Here is a 14,161-nt window from a genome sequence, read left to right as displayed (position 1 = left end):
GCAACCGCTCCGATGCCGGCGACGGCTCAGATCCCGCCGTCCACGTTCAGCGTCACGCCGCTGATGTACCGGGAGGCGTCCCCGGCCAGGAACAGCACCGCGCCGGCCACGTCGTCGGGCCGGCAGAGCCGTCCCAGCGCCGTGATCCCCACGACGCGCTCCACCACCTGCGGTGGCAGTCCCGCCCCCGGCTCCGTCTCCGTGAGCCCGGGCGCGACGAGGTTGACCCTGATCCCGCGCGGGCCCAGTTCCTTGCACAGCCCGCGCGTGAACCCGATCAGCGCCGCCTTCGAGGCGGAGTAGTGCACGCCGTTGACCCGCCCGCGAAGCGCCGCCGAGGCCCCGATGCTGACCACCGAGGCGCCTTCGGCCAGCAGGCCCAGCATCGCCTGTGTGACCAGGTAGGCGGAGGTCACGTTGTGGTCGAGCAGCCGCCGCCACTCCTGGCCCGAGATCTCCGCGAAAGGCGCGGAGCCGTCCACGCCGACGTTGTTGACCAGGACGTCGAGCCCTCCGAGCGTGGTCCCCACGGTGCCGGCCAGCCGCTCGTCGTCCGCGGGGTCGGTCACGTCCGCCCGCACCACCTGGTTGCGGTCACCGAGCCGCTTCAGCTCCCCGGCGAGGCTGTCGGCGTCCTCTCCCCCGGTGTGATGACATGCCAGGACGTGTGCGCCGGCCCGCGCGAAGGCGAGGACGGTGGCCCGGCCGATGCCCCTGGTCCCACCGGTCACCAGCACGCGCTTGCCGCGTAATCCTTGATCCACCAGACCGTTCCTCTCGCTGCGACGTACGGCTCGGCTCATCGTGCAGGCACCGGCTGGTCCGCCCCTCGAATCCCGGTCGAGAGCCTGCGGCCCCGGTTCACGCCTCCAACCGGCTTCGAGCCTGTCTCCACCCCCCGGTGGAAGCGTCGCCAGCGGCCCGGCACGACCGTCGGCCACGGGTGCGAGAAAGGAAGTCACGAATGACGGGCACCGCTCCGGACGTCACCACCCCCACCGGACTCATCCGGCTGTGCAACGCCTTCTGCGAGTCCAAGGCCTTGCTCACCGCGGTGGAACTCGACCTGTTCACCGAGCTGCACGACAACCCGGCGACCGAGGAGGAGATCCGGGAGCGGCTCGGGCTGCACGGCCGCGGCCTGCGCGACTTCCTGCTCCTGCTGACCGCCCTCGGCCTGCTCGAGCGGCAGGGCGAGGGGTACCGCAACGCCGCCGGCGCCGACCAGTACCTGGTGCGGGAGCGGCCGACCTACATCGGCGGGTTCATGCGCCGGGCCGGCGACAACCTCTACCCGGCGTGGGGCAAGCTGTCCGACGCCCTGCGCACCGGCCTGCCGCAGGCGCGCGGCGACTTCCAGGACGTCCTGGGCGACCCGAAGGTGCTGGGCCGCTTCATCCACATGATGGACGCGCTGACCCAGATCCTGGGGCCGCAGCTCATCGAGGCGTTCGACTTCTCCGGCCACTCGACACTGCTCGACGTGGGCGGCTGCCGGGGCAACCTCTCCGGCCAGATCGTCAAGGCGCACTCCGAGCTGACCGGCAGCGTGTTCGACCTCCCGCAGATGGAGCCGTTCTTCACCGAGCACATGGCCGCCCTCGACCTGACCGGGAGGGTGCGCTTCAGGAGCGGCGACTTCTTCAAGGACCCGCTGCCGCAGGCCGACGTCGTGATCCTGGGGCACGTGCTGCACGACTACGACGCCGGCAGCCGCCGTTTCCTGGTGCAGAAGGCCGGCGCGGCGGTCCGCCCCGGCGGCGCGCTGCTGGTCTACGACCGGATGCTGGACGAGGGCCCGGCCCAGGTGGAGAACCTGGTGATCAGCCTGGACATGCTGCTGGTCACCGAGGGCGGCTCGGAGTACCCGGTCGAGGAGCTTCGGCAGCACGCCGCGCTGGCCGGCTTCACCGCGCTGGAGGAGAAGCGGCTCGGGGACTTCGACACCCTACTGATCTGCCGCAGAGGCTGAGGCGTCCGGGTGCCGGGGGACCGCGAACTGGGTCACGCAGCGCAGCCGGCTGGCGTTGAAGGTCCGCAGGAACCCCTCGACCGTGCCGGTGTCGCGTGGCCTGTTCAGGTAGGGGGCGAGCTTGCGCTCCACCTCCGCCACCCCCGGCTGGACGGCCATGAACCGGATCACCGCGTCGAGGTCGCCCTCGTACTCGATGAACCGCACCAGTGTGCTGTCCCGGATGAACACCGCCGTGGCGAGGATGCGGCCCGCCTGGGCGCCGTCGTCCCCGGGGACCACGTTCCCCGCGGGCCGGCGGAAGTCGCCGAACACCTCGGCGACCTCGTCCTCGTACCCGCTCTTGATGTCATAAGTGATCGCCGTGTACGGCATGGCAACTCCTCGGGATCGCGAACGTCGTCCCAGGATGCGCACCGGGGCTCGAAAAGAGCTCGGGGACCGCTCGGCCGTGAGGCGGCCTTCGCCCCATACCGGTTTGATCCGCCCTTGAGCCGCCGGTGGGAGCCTGCCGGGAACGGCAGGACCCTGACCGGCTCAAGGGCGGCCGAAGCGACCTGTCACCCAAAGGAGGATCCGGGATGACCACCACCTCGACCGACCATGGCCTGGAGCAGGGGCCCGGTGAGGAGCAGCAGGAACTTCTCATGATGCTGGCCGGCAAGTGGGTGGCGGGCACGTTGAACGTGCTCGCCCGCCTCGGTGTCGCCGACCTGCTCGCCGACGGCCCCCGCGGCGTCGACGACCTCGCCGCCGAGACGGACACCCACGCGCCGACGCTGCACCGGTTCCTGCGTGCCGCCGCGTCCGTCGGCGTCTTCGCCGAACGCGAGGACGGGCGCTTCGAGCTCACACCGAAGGCGCAGTACCTGCGCAGCGACGTGCCGGGCTCGCTCAGGTACCTCGCCTACTTCTACGGGGAGACCACCGTCTGGAACTGCTGGGGTTACGCCTTCGACACCGTGCGCACGGGCGAGCCGAACGGCCGCAGGCTGCGGGACGGCAAGAACTTCTTCGAGTACCTGGAGCAGGAGGCCCCGGAGTTCGCCGCGGCGTTCCACAAGGCCATGTCCGAGCTGAACGAGAGCCGCGCGCCGAGGATCGCCGACTCCTTCGACTTCGGGCGGTTCGCCAGGATCGCCGACATCGGCGGCGGCCAGGGCCGGTTCCTGTCGGCGATCCTGCGGCGCTACCCCGCCTCGCGCGGCATCCTGTTCGACATCGAGACCGCCATCGCGTCGGCGCCGCCCGTCCTTGCCGCGCAGGGTGTCGCCGACCGGGTCGAACTGGTCAGCGGCAGCTTCTTCGACGAGGTGCCGGCCGGCGCGAACGCGTACACGCTCAAGGCCGTCATGCACGACTGGGCGGACGCCGAGTGCCGTAAGGTGCTCGGCCGGATCCGGCAGGCGATCGGCGACGACGCCGGCGCCCGCGTGCTGATCGTCGACGGGGTGGTCCCCGAGGGCAACGCCCCCCACTACATCAAGCTGATGGACATCTCGATGGCGGTGACCAACGGGGGCCGGGAACGGACCGTCGCCGACTGGACGGGCCTCGTGGAGGAGTCGGGCTTCGAGGTCGTCGCGATCCACCCGACGGAGCCGCCCCACAGCATCATCGAGGCCCGCCCGGTATGAAGCAGAGCGTGAGTGGAAGGCGACACGATGAGCAGCGAACAGCCCGTCCCGTACCCGTTCCCGCGCCCGTCCGCCCTGGGCGTGCCCGCCGAGGTGCAGGACCTGCGCGACCAGCCGGTGATCCCCGTGGTGCTGCCGAGCGGCGACCGGGCGATGCTGGTGACGCGGTACGAGGACGTACGGTCCGTGCTGACGGACCCGAGGGTCAGCCGCAACCTCAACCGCCCGGACGCGGCCCGCATGACCTCGAACAACAAGATGTTCCAGGACGAGAGGATGGATCCGGACCCGCCGGAGCACACCCGGGTCCGGCGGCTGGTGATGAAGGCGTTCACGGCCACGATGGTGGAGAACCTGCGCCCCAAGGTGCAGGAGATCACCGATGAGCTCGTGACGAAGATGGAGAACGGGCCCTGCCCCGCGGACGTGTCGGAGGCCGTCGCGTTCCCGCTCTCCATCCGGGTCATCTGCGATCTGCTGGGGGTGCCGGCGGAGGATCAGGACCGCTTCCGCGGCTGGACCGACCGGTTCCTGTCCACCGGCAGGTACTCCGGGCCGGAGATCGGTGCGGCGATGGCCGAGATCGGCGCCTACATGGGGCAGCTGATCGAGACCAGACGGGCACACCCCGGTGACGACCTGATCAGCGCGCTGACCCAGGTCCACGAGGACGACGACACCCGCCTGAGCGAGTACGAGCTGCACTGGTGGTGCCGCCTGCTCCTGCTGGTCGGTTACGAGACCACGGCCGGCCAGATCGGCTACGTGGTGGCGAAGGTGCTGGCCCATCCCGACCAGCTCGCCCGGCTGCGCGCGGACCCGTCCCTGGTGCCGTCCGCCGTGGAGGAGGTGCTGCGCTGGAAGCTGCTGAACGGCTCGCTGTCGATGCTGCGCTACGTCACCGAGGACATCGAGCTGAGCGGGGTCACGGTGCCGAAGGGGACCAGCGTCATCCCGGCCGTCGAGTCGGCCAACTGGGACGAGAGCGTGTTCTCCTGCCCGCACGAGTTCGACGTCGCACGGGCCTCCAACCACCACCTGACCTTCAGCCTGGGGCCGCACTTCTGCATCGGCGCCTCGCTGGCCCGCCTGGAGCTTCAGATCGTCCTGGAGACGCTGCTGCGCAGGTTCCCCGGCCTGCGGCTGGCCGTCCCCGCGGACGAGCTGGGACGCAGCGAGGGCACGCTCATCGGCGGGCTGCTCCAGATCCCCGTGGAGTGGTGAGCATGCGCGTGACGGTGGACCGCGACACGTGCTGCGGCAGCGGTCTGTGCGTGGTCGCGGTGCCGCAGGTGTTCGGCCACGACGACGAGACCGTCGTCGTGGTGAACGACCCGGAGCCTCCGGCCGCGCTCGCGGACCTCGTCCGCGAGGCGGCCCGGCGCTGCCCGACAGGGACGATCCGGCTGCTCGACGACGAGTGAGCCGACGCCCGGCACGAGGAGGCCGCCGGCGGCCGATCCGCCGGCGGCCTCCTCGTGCCGGGCCCGTGCTCAGCCGGCCAGGAGTTTCGCCTCCACGTCCGGATCCAGTCCGACCGGCTCCTGGGCCGTGCGGGAGCCCTCCTGGGACCCCTTGGGCACCTCGCCCTCCACCTCGCGCAGCCAGGCCCAGGTGTCGGCCACGGTCTCCTCGACGGGGCGGCAGCGCAGCCCGGCGGCCACCGCCTTGGACACGTCGGTCCGGTGCAGCAACTCGTACATCTCGCCGGGCGGCAGCCACCCCGGCAGGCCGGTCCACGGCCGGACCCCCGCGGCCAGGATCGGCTCCGGGTCGATCCAGCGCAGCTCGGCGCCGGCGCCGGTGATCTCGGCGCAGGCGGTGAGGAAGTCCTCCATCGTGGCGTGATCCGGCGGGCACACCAGGTTGTAGGCGCCGTGCAGCCCCCGCCCGGCGGCGTCCAGGATCCAGGTGGCCAGGTCGCGGACGTCGACGTACTGCAGGGAGGCGGTCCTCGGCCCCGGCGCGAGCTGGGGGCCGCCGCGGGCGGCGCGGCGCAGCCACCACGGCACCCGCCCGGAGTTCTCCCGGGGGCCGAAGATCAGCCCCGGCCGCACGCGCAGCGCCCGGTCGCCGAGCGCCTGCTCCGCGGCCACCTCCCCGCCCGCCTTGGCGCCCCGGTAGTCGGTGGCGCCGTCGTCCGGTGAGCCGATCACCACCGGCCGCTCCTCGGTGAGCGGCGCCGGGACGGGAAAGTCGTAGATCCCGCGGGTGGAGACGTAGGTGTAGTGGCCGATGCGGCCGTCCAGCAGCCGCAGTGTGTCGCGGACCACCCGTGGCGGGCCGCTCCAGGTGTCCACCGCAAGGTCCCACTCGCCCCCCGCGAGGGACGCCATGCCCTCGGGCAGGTTCCGGTCGCCCTTGAGCACGCGCACGCCGGGCGGCGGCGCGTGCCGCCCCCGGTGGAACACCGTCACCTCCCAGCCTCTGGCCACCGCCGCCTCGGTCACGGCGCGGCCGACGAATTCCGTTCCGCCGAGCAGGAGAACGCGCATCTGATCCCTACCTCTCCGGGCGATCGAACCGGTTCATCCGTGGGAGCGGCCGACCCGCACCGCCCCGGACGGGCAGAGGCGCTCCGCGCGGAGCGCCTCGTCCCGCGCCTTCCCCGAGGGCTCCCCCTCCAGCACGACCACCAGGCCGTCCTCGTCCTGGTCGAAGACGCCGGGCGCGGTCAGCGCGCACAGGCCGGCGCCGACGCACACCCGCTGGTCCGCCTCGACACTCGTCTTCGCGCCCCTCTCCGTGCCCCTCTCCGGGGCCTCCCCCGCGCTCACCAGGTGACCGGCAGCGCGTCGATGCCCTGGATCGCGCCCGGCGGGCGGGCGGTCAGCTCCTCCGCGGGCACGGTCATGCGCAGCGTCGGGATCCGCTGCCACAACGCCGTCAGCGCGATCTGCAGCTCCAGCCGCGCGAGGTTCTGGCCCAGGCACTGGTGACGGCCGTAGCCGAAGGCGATGTGACCGCCGGCGTCGCGGCGGACGTCGAACGTGTCGGGGTCCTCGAAGATCTCCGCGTCCCGGTTGGCGAGCGAGCCGGGGACCAGAACGCCCTCCCCCTCCCTGATCACCACTCCGTCCATCTCGATGTCGGCGGTGGCGACCCGGAGGTTCGCGCTGTCGGCGATCGACTGGAAGCGCAGCAGCTCCTCCACGGCGGACTTGATCGCCTCGGGGTCGGCCCGGATCGCGGCGAGCTGGTCGGGGTTCTCCATCAGGGTGACCGCGCCAAGAGAGATCATGGCCGCGGTGGTCTCGTGTCCGGCGATGAGCAGCGACATGGCCGCCAGCGCGAGGTCGTCGTCGGGGATCCGGCCGGTGCCGGCCAGCCGTCCGATGAGGCCGGTGGCGTCCGGTCTCTTCTTGTACTCGGTGACCAGGTACTCGAAGTAGGCCAGCAGCTCGGCGCCCGCCTGACGGCCCTCCGCGGTGTCGAAGGTCCGTACCAGCCGGCGGATGGCGTCCTGGAAGAAGTCGCGATCCTCCCAGGGGGCGCCGAGCAGGCGGCAGATGACCCGGAAGGGCACGGGCAGGGCGAAGTCCCGGTACAGGTCGGCCGGCGGGCCGTGCTCCGTCATGTCGTCGAGGGCCTCGTGCACGATGCGCTCGATGTCGGCCCGCCGCTCGCCCACCTTCTTCAGCGTGAAGTCCGGCAGGAACATCCGCCGCTGGACGTCGTGCTCGGGCGGATCCATCCCGATCAGCGCCTGGCGCTTGCGCTCGGTCAGCAGCTTCACCTGTACCGAGATGACCGGGAAGCCCGGGCGCCTGCGGTCGGAGGACAGCCTCGGGTCCTTCAGCAGCGCCCGGGCCTGGTCGTATCTGGTCACCAGCCAGGCGAGCTGCCCGGCGTGGGTCGTCACCCGGCGTAGCGCCGGGCCCTGCCGCAACTCCGCGTACGCCGGGGGCGGGAGGTGAGGGCAGACGCGGGGCTGGGGGAAGGCGGGTGGTGCTGTCGTCATCGCTTCTCCTGCTCGTGTCCCGAACAACCGGCCGGCGGGCGCATCAGTGCCCCCCGGCCACATGGATCACCTGGCCGCTGACGTTCCCGTTGGCCTCCGACGCCAGGAACAGCACGGTGTTGGCGACGTCCGCGGGTGTCGACACCTTGCCGACGGGGCGGTCCTGGTTGAGCATCCGCTTGATCTGCGTGTCGTCGAGGCCGGCGAAGCTCGCCTGCCGCTCCTGCGGGAAGCGGCGCAGGAAGCCCCTGCTCACCGTGGCCCCGGGAGCCACCACGTTGACGAGGATCCCGTCGCCGGCCAGTTCGGTGGCCAGGGTGCGGCCGAGGCCGTGCAGCGCCATCTTGCTCGACACGAACGCCTCGTCGCCGGTGGCGCCGCGGGTGACGATGTTCGCCGAGATGAGGACGATGCGGCCCCATCCCTGGGGCCGCATGGCCGGCAGGGCGGCCTGCACGGTGTGGAAGGTGCCCTCGACGTCCGCGCGCAGCAGCGGCGACCACTCCTCGGGCGGGATGTCCTCGAAGGGCACGGGGGTCGTGCGGGTCCCCTCCTGCGCGGACGCGCTGAGCACCAGGACGTCGAGCCGTCCCCACTCGTCGATCACCGTGCCCACGGCGGAGCGGACGGCCGCCGGGTCGGTGAGGTCGTACTTCACCACCAGTGCCCGGCCGCCTCGATCGGCGATGGCGCGCGCCAGTTCCTCCGCGCGTCCGGCGTTGTTCCGGAAGGTCAGTGCGACGCGGGCGCCCTCCGCCGCGAACGCCTCGGCCATGGCGGCTCCGATGGATCCGCTGCCACCGGTGACCAGGACGACCTTGTCGACGAGTCCGAGTTCCATACTGGCTCCCTTCAGTGTGAGGCGTCGCGGCCGGGCGTCGATGCCGGCTTGGGTTCGGCCGGAACAGGTGATCCGCGAACAGCGTCAGTAACGGGTCCCGACGGTCGCGCTCTGGACCATCTGGAGCTGGTTGCCCTGCGTGTCGAAGGCGGTACCGGTACCCGACGCCCTCCACGAGGTGGCGGAGTCGAACCTGCCGCTCTGCTGCACGCGCACCTCGCCGATCCAGCTCCCGTCGTCGTCGGCGTACATGAAGTGGCGGAAGGTGAACTCGAAGCCCCTGGAGGTGAGGCGCCACGAGCCGAGGCTGAGATGGCCCGACCCGGTCGTCGACCCGAAGAAGATGCCGTCGGCGACGAAGGCGAACAGGGCCGCCTCCGGCGGCCTGTTCGGGGCCTGGAAGGTCACCTGTACCGCCCAGGTGCCGAGCAGCGGGATGAGCCGGTTGTCCTTCGCACCGCTGTCGGCGGCGGCGGCCGTCGTTCCCGCGAGCAGGCCGAGACCGGCCAGCGGGGCGAGGGCGCCGCCGCGGCTGAGCAGGCTACGGCGATTCAGATCTGTCCTCATGTGAACTCCTTCCGGGCTGTTGCGGGCTCTCCTTTATCCGGCAGGGTGCTCGAGCGGCGGTCCAATCTCGATCGGCCGCCGCCCGGCCGCCGCTCGGCCGTTGCCCGGTCACCGCTCGGCCGCTGCCTGCTCGGTCCTCGAGGCCGACCTGTGAACCTGGGCGCGCGGGCGCAGCCCGCCGCACTGACGGGCACCTCACAGAAGGGACGGCCCTGGCATGAACCTCGGTGTCAATCTCTCCTACCTCGACGCGGTCGAGGTCGCGCGGGAGGCCGAACGGCTCGGGTACGGCGTCGCGGTCGTCCCGGAGGGGTTCCGCGCGGACGGCGCGACCGTTCTCGGCGCCGTGGCCGCCGCGACCACGCGGATCGCCCTGGCCTCCGGCGTCTTCCAGATCCCCGGCCGCACGCCGGCGATGACCGCCCTGACCGCCTCGACGCTCGACCTCGTGTCCGGAGGCCGGTTCCGGCTGGGGCTCGGGGTGTCGAACCCGGACATCTCCGAGGGCTGGCACGGCGTACCGTTCCGGCGGCCGCTCGGCCGTACCCGGGAGTACGTGGAGATCGTGCGCCGCGCGCTCGCCCGCGAGCCGGTCACCCACGACGGCGCGCACTACCGGCTCCCGCCCGAGGGGTGCACGGCGACGCCGTTGCGGCTGTACAGCGAGCCCGTGGCCGAGCGCATCCCGATCTATCTCGCCGCCGTCGCGCCCGGCGGGCTGGAACTGGCCGGTGAGATCGCCGACGGCTGGCTGGGCGCGTTCTCCCCGCCGGACGAGCTGCCGAAGACCGTCGAGTCGCTGCGCGCCGGCAGGCTGCGCGCCGGGCTGCCGCTCGACGGGTTCGAGACGCTCTGCGGAATCCCCATGGCGCTGGGCGCCGACGTCGAGGCGGCCGCCGTGCCGATCCGCGGCTACCTGTCGCACTTCCTCGGCATGGGCGGCCGCAGCCGCAACGTCTACCTCTCCCTCTTCGAGCGGATGGGCTACGGCGGCGAGACCGGCGTCGTGCACGAGCGCATGGTCGCGGGCGACCCGCACGCCGCCGCCGCAGCGGTGCCGGCCGGCCTGGTGGACCGCATCTCGCTCCTCGGCACCCCGGACCGGATCGCCGGCCGGATGCGGGCGTACGCGGAGCAGGGCGTCACCACCCTGGTGATCTCCCCCTTCGGCGGCACGACGGCCGAGCGGATCCAGATCCTGCGGATCGCCGCGACGGCGCTCGACCGAGCCGGCCTCGCGGTCTGACCGCCGTGGACACCTCCGGAACGAGCCGCCGGGGGGCCGCGCTGCGCGGCCTGCGCAGACTGCGCGGCCTGCGCGGCAACCCCTGGGCGGTCATGATGACCACCTGCCTCGGATACTTCATCACGATCCTGAACTCCACCTCGGTCAGCATCGCCGTCCCGGAGATCCAGGCCGGCCTCGGCGCGAGTCTCAGCCAGGTGCTGTGGGTGGTCGGCGGCTACGTGCTGGCCCTCGCCGTGCTGACCGTCACCGCCGGCAGGCTCGGGGACGTCGCGGGCCCGCGGAACGTCTTCCTGGCGGGGATGGTGGTGTTCACCGTCGCCTCGGCGCTGTGCGGGGCCGCCGGGTCGCCGTGGCAGCTCATCGCCGCCCGCCTGCTCCAGGGCGTCGGCGCGGCGTTGATCATTCCGCAGACGCTCACGATGATGACCCTCGTCTTCCCGCCGGAGCGGCGGGGGCGAGCCGCCATGGTGTGGGGTGTGACCGCCGGGCTCGCCGGCGTGGCGGGCCCGACGCTCGGCGGCCTGCTGGTCTCCACCGCCGGCTGGCGCTCGGTCTTCGCCGTGAACCTGCCCGTCGGCGCGCTGATCGTGGTGCTCACCCTGCTGGTGGTGCCGCCCGGGCACGACCGGCGGGCCAGGCGGCTGGACGCGACGGGCGCGGCCCTGGCCGGCGCCGGGCTGGGCGCGATCACCTTCGGCCTGCTGGAGGGCAGGCACTACGGCTGGGGCACCGTCGTGTCGTTCGTGACCGTACCCATGATCATCGGGATGGGGTTCCTGTTCCTGACCGGGTTCGTGGTCCGGCAGCACCGGGCGCGGGAACCGCTGGTGCCGACGAGGTTGTTCGCCGACCGGACGTTCACGCTGATGACCGCCTCCATGGCGATCGTCTCCATGTGCGTGATCACGCTTTCCCTGACCTTGACGCTCTACCTGCAGACGGTGCTCGGCATGCCTGCCGCGCAGGCCGGGCTCACGCTGGCGCCGTGGGCGCTGGGCATGACGTTCGGGTTTCCCGTCACGAGCCGCCTCGTCGACCGGTTCGGCGGCGAGCGGGTGCTGCTGGGCGGGCTCACCGTGTACGCCGCCGCCCTCGTGACCGTCGCGCTGCTCTGCAGGCCGGGTGCGGGCGGGCACCTGCTCGTGGTGCCGCTCGCGGTCGCCGGGCTGTCGCAGTCCGCGGCGTTCGGCCCGATCACCTCGCTGGCGATGCGGGACGTCGGCGCCGGCATGGCCGGGGCCGCCTCCGGGGTGTTCAACACGATCCGCCAGACCGGGACGCTGATCGGGGTCTCCGTGCTGGGCGCGGTGCTGCAGGCCCGGCTGGACGGCGGCATCGGGGAGGCCGCGGGTGAGACGGCCGGGTCGTTGCCCGACCGGTACCGCGGCCCGTTCGCCGAGGCCGTGGCCGGGGCGGCCGCCCGCGGCGAGGGAGCCGCGATCGTGGTGCCGCCCGGCGTGCCCGCCGGGACGGCCGAGCGGATGCGGGTGCTGGCCGAGGCGGCGTACGGGGCCGCGTTCGGCTCGGCGGTCAGGTTCACGTTGCTGGTCTGCGCCGCGAGCGTGGTGCTCGCGGCGCTGGGCTCCTACCTGAACGAGGGGGCCAGGACGGTCAGCCCGGAACCCGTCCCACGGCCAGATACAGATCGGTCCCCGTCGGCGTGATCCCGGCGAACTCCAGGCCGGCTCGCTCGAACAGGGCGGCGTAGTCCTGCTCGGTGCGCTCCCGGCCCCCCATGACCAGCAGCATGTGCAGGTCCATCGCCGGCACGAACTTGCCCTGCGGCGGGTCCTGCAGCAACGGGTCTGCGATGACGATCCGCGCCCCCGGCTTCGCCGAGGCCGCCACGTTGCGCAGGATCTGCTCGCAGTCGTCGTCCTCGTACATGTGCAGCGTCAGCTTGAACACGTACAGGTCGGCGCTGAAGGGCACCTCGCGGAAGTAGTCGCCGGTCACCAGCGCGCAACGGCCGGAGAACCGGCCGGAGCGCAGGTCGTCGTCGGCCACGGCCAGCGTGGCCTCGGTGTCGAACCAGACCCCGGACAGGTGCGGGGCGTGCTCCAGGATCGCGCGCAGCAACGTCCCCTCCCCCGCGCCCATGTCGGCGACGCTGCCGGCCCCCTCCAGGGGCAGCGCGCGCACCAGCCTCGGGTTCATCTGGTCCGACCAGGACGTCATCCCGCGGAACATCCGCGCCTGCGCCTCGGGGTGGTCCTTGAGGTAGCCGAAGAAGTCGGTGCCGAAGACGTCGGGGAACAGGCACTTGCCGGCGCGGACCGCGTCGGCGAGCCTGCCCCACATCACCCAGCCCCAGTCGGACGGGGTGAGCAGGGTGTGGATCAGGCCGCCGGGGGCGTCCCTGCGCATCGTGCGGGACATGTCCGTGTGCCTGTACGCCTCCGGGGTCACCTGCTCGAAGATGCCGTACGCGGTGAGCGCGCGCAGCAGGCGGGCCAGTGCCTTCGGCTCCGCCTCGACCCGCGCGGCGATCTCGGCCACCGGTGTGGGCCCTTCGCCGACCGCGTCGGCCAGGCCCAGTTCCGCCGCCGCCCGCACGATCGCCGCGTCGTGCACCGAGTTGGACAGGCGGCGAACCTTTTCCGCGGGAGACGGTTCCGCTGTGCTGGTCATTTCCGTTTCCTCTCACCACCTGGCGGACGATGTGTCGGCCTCATCGTGTGCTCGGCCGCTCGAACACCGAGCGAAACCAGGACGAGAGTCCAGCGCCGCTTGCGGGTGGCTTGAGCCACCGCGTCCATCGTCGTGGTTGACGACGTACCGGAGAGCAGGAGACCGCCGATGACCCTCAAGTTCCCGTTCGAGTGGCCGCCCGGGGCACGACTGCCGGAGGAACTCGTCACGCTCCGGGATGAGCCGGTGGTGCGGGCCGTCATGCCGAGCGGCGACCCGGTCTGGCTGGTGACGCGCTACGCGGACGTCCGGGCGGTGCTGTCGGACCGGCGCCTGAGCCGCAACAGGGAGCGCCCCGGCGCGCCGCGCATGACCGCGGCGGCGAGAACCAAGGTGTTCCAGAACCCGAAGATCGACCGGGATCCGCCCGAGCACACCCGCATGCGCCGGCTGATGACCAAGGCGTTCACCCCGGCGCGGATCGAGCGGCTGGAGCCCTACGTCAAGGAGGTGGTGACGGAGCTGCTGGACCGGTGGCGCGAGCCTCCGGTGGACCTCGTCGCCGAGTTCGCGCTGCCGCTGACGTTACGCGTCATCTGCCGCCTGCTCGGTGTCCCGGTGGCCGACCAGGAGCGCTTCCGCACCGGGGTGGGCGAGGCGTGGCAGTACATCGGCGAGCTGATCGAGGTCAAGCGGGCTAACCCGGGCGACGACCTGGTCAGCGAGCTGATCGGCGTGCACGACGACCAGGACGGGCGGCTGAGCACGCACGAGCTGCACGTCTGGTGCACCGTGCTGCTGATGGCCGGGCACGAGACGACCGCGGCGCAGATCGGCAGCGGGACGGTGCTCCTGATGCGGCACCCCGACCAGCTCGCCCTGCTGCGCTCGGAACCGGAGCGGATCCCCGACGCGGTGGAGGAGTTGCTCCGCTTCCAGGTGGCCGGCCACTCGCTGTCGATGCTGCGCTACGTCACGGAGGACATCGAGGTCGGCGGCGTCACCATACCGGCCGGCTCCGGCGTGGTGCCGGTGCTGGAGTCCGCCAACCTCGACGAATCGGTCTTCCCCGACCCGCTGCGCCTCGACATCACCAGGGACGCGCGGGACCAGATCGCCTTCAGCTCCGGTCCGCACTACTGCCTGGGCGCGGCGCTGGCCAGGCTCGAGCTGCGAACCGCGTTCGCCGCGCTGATCGAGCGGTTTCCCGCCCTGCGGCTCGCGGTCGACGTCAGCGAGCTCAGGCACCACGACAACCCCTTCGAACTCGGCTTCGCCGAAGTTCCCGTCACGTGGTAACCAC

The 14,161-nt window shown here is 72.1% G+C and carries 15 protein-coding genes; 7 read left to right on the top strand and 8 right to left on the bottom strand.

The features are described 5' to 3' along the window. Nucleotides 1-26: 26 nt before the first annotated feature. On the bottom strand, nt 27-764 hold the full coding sequence (locus AB0G16_RS10250) for an SDR family NAD(P)-dependent oxidoreductase (RefSeq protein WP_362801692.1): 738 nt from the start codon (nt 762-764) through the stop codon (nt 27-29). 200 nt (nt 765-964) lie between these two features. Between AB0G16_RS10250 and AB0G16_RS10245 the strand changes: the two genes are divergently transcribed. Beyond that, nucleotides 965-1,972 carry a methyltransferase gene (locus AB0G16_RS10245; protein WP_362801689.1) on the top strand — a complete coding sequence of 336 codons (1,008 nt, stop codon included), beginning with the start codon at nt 965-967 and terminating at the stop codon, nt 1,970-1,972. On the opposite strand, the gene AB0G16_RS10240 is transcribed toward AB0G16_RS10245, so the two are convergent. Continuing rightward, on the bottom strand, nt 1,949-2,347 hold the full coding sequence (locus tag AB0G16_RS10240; RefSeq protein ID WP_362801686.1) for a SchA/CurD-like domain-containing protein: 399 nt from the start codon (nt 2,345-2,347) through the stop codon (nt 1,949-1,951). The genes AB0G16_RS10245 and AB0G16_RS10240 overlap by 24 nt on opposite strands. 206 nt (nt 2,348-2,553) lie before the next feature. Between AB0G16_RS10240 and AB0G16_RS10235 the strand changes: the two genes are divergently transcribed. From AB0G16_RS10235 to AB0G16_RS10225, 3 genes are read left to right on the top strand one after another with little or no spacing between them, the layout of a single operon-like run. Beyond that, nucleotides 2,554-3,609: a methyltransferase gene (locus AB0G16_RS10235; protein ID WP_362801683.1), complete on the top strand. Its 1,056-nt coding sequence runs from the start codon at nt 2,554-2,556 to the stop codon at nt 3,607-3,609. A gap of 27 nt (nt 3,610-3,636) precedes the next feature. Next, nucleotides 3,637-4,833, top strand: coding sequence for a cytochrome P450 (locus AB0G16_RS10230; protein WP_362801681.1), 1,197 nt, complete (start codon nt 3,637-3,639; stop codon nt 4,831-4,833). Nucleotides 4,834-4,835: 2 nt separating this feature from the next. Then, nucleotides 4,836-5,033, top strand: a complete 198-nt coding sequence (locus AB0G16_RS10225; RefSeq protein ID WP_362801678.1) for a ferredoxin — start codon at nt 4,836-4,838, stop codon at nt 5,031-5,033. Nucleotides 5,034-5,102: 69 nt separating this feature from the next. Here the strand turns inward: AB0G16_RS10225 and AB0G16_RS10220 are convergent, their stop codons facing one another. The 5 genes from AB0G16_RS10220 to AB0G16_RS10200 form a co-directional block, all read right to left on the bottom strand. Further along, nucleotides 5,103-6,104 (bottom strand): NAD-dependent epimerase/dehydratase family protein, encoded by a 1,002-nt coding sequence (locus AB0G16_RS10220; protein ID WP_362801675.1) that lies wholly within the window; start codon nt 6,102-6,104, stop codon nt 5,103-5,105. Between the two features lie 33 nt (nt 6,105-6,137). Then, entirely contained in the window at nt 6,138-6,386 is a 249-nt protein-coding gene (locus tag AB0G16_RS10215) for a (4Fe-4S)-binding protein (RefSeq protein WP_362801672.1), read from the bottom strand. Next, a complete protein-coding gene (locus AB0G16_RS10210; RefSeq protein ID WP_362801669.1) occupies nt 6,383-7,570 on the bottom strand; it encodes a cytochrome P450 in 1,188 nt (395 codons plus the stop codon). Before AB0G16_RS10210 ends, AB0G16_RS10215 begins: the two co-directional genes overlap by 4 nt. 43 nt (nt 7,571-7,613) lie before the next feature. Further along, entirely contained in the window at nt 7,614-8,411 is a 798-nt protein-coding gene (locus AB0G16_RS10205; protein ID WP_362801666.1) for an SDR family oxidoreductase, read from the bottom strand. 84 nt (nt 8,412-8,495) lie between these two features. Beyond that, on the bottom strand, nt 8,496-8,978 hold the full coding sequence (locus AB0G16_RS10200) for a hypothetical protein (protein ID WP_362801664.1): 483 nt from the start codon (nt 8,976-8,978) through the stop codon (nt 8,496-8,498). Nucleotides 8,979-9,195: 217 nt separating this feature from the next. Here AB0G16_RS10200 and AB0G16_RS10195 point away from each other — a divergent pair, with 217 nt between their 5' ends. Both AB0G16_RS10195 and AB0G16_RS10190 read left to right on the top strand, forming a co-directional pair. Beyond that, nucleotides 9,196-10,224: an LLM class flavin-dependent oxidoreductase gene (locus AB0G16_RS10195; RefSeq protein ID WP_362801661.1), complete on the top strand. Its 1,029-nt coding sequence runs from the start codon at nt 9,196-9,198 to the stop codon at nt 10,222-10,224. Between the two features lie 5 nt (nt 10,225-10,229). Beyond that, nucleotides 10,230-11,891, top strand: a complete 1,662-nt coding sequence (locus tag AB0G16_RS10190) for a DHA2 family efflux MFS transporter permease subunit (RefSeq protein ID WP_362801658.1) — start codon at nt 10,230-10,232, stop codon at nt 11,889-11,891. Here AB0G16_RS10190 and AB0G16_RS10185 read toward each other — a convergent pair. Continuing rightward, nucleotides 11,839-12,858, bottom strand: a complete 1,020-nt coding sequence (locus AB0G16_RS10185; protein WP_362801655.1) for a methyltransferase — start codon at nt 12,856-12,858, stop codon at nt 11,839-11,841. The two genes, AB0G16_RS10190 and AB0G16_RS10185, sit on opposite strands and share 53 nt — an antisense overlap. Nucleotides 12,859-13,026: 168 nt before the next feature. Between AB0G16_RS10185 and AB0G16_RS10180 the strand changes: the two genes are divergently transcribed. After that, nucleotides 13,027-14,157: a cytochrome P450 gene (locus AB0G16_RS10180; protein ID WP_362801652.1), complete on the top strand. Its 1,131-nt coding sequence runs from the start codon at nt 13,027-13,029 to the stop codon at nt 14,155-14,157. Nucleotides 14,158-14,161 lie beyond the last annotated feature (4 nt).

It is taken from the genome of Streptosporangium sp. NPDC023615 (genome assembly GCF_040640155.1).
Classification (GTDB): Bacteria; Actinomycetota; Actinomycetes; order Streptosporangiales; family Streptosporangiaceae; genus Streptosporangium.
This window is presented reverse-complemented; position numbering and strand designations above follow the sequence as displayed.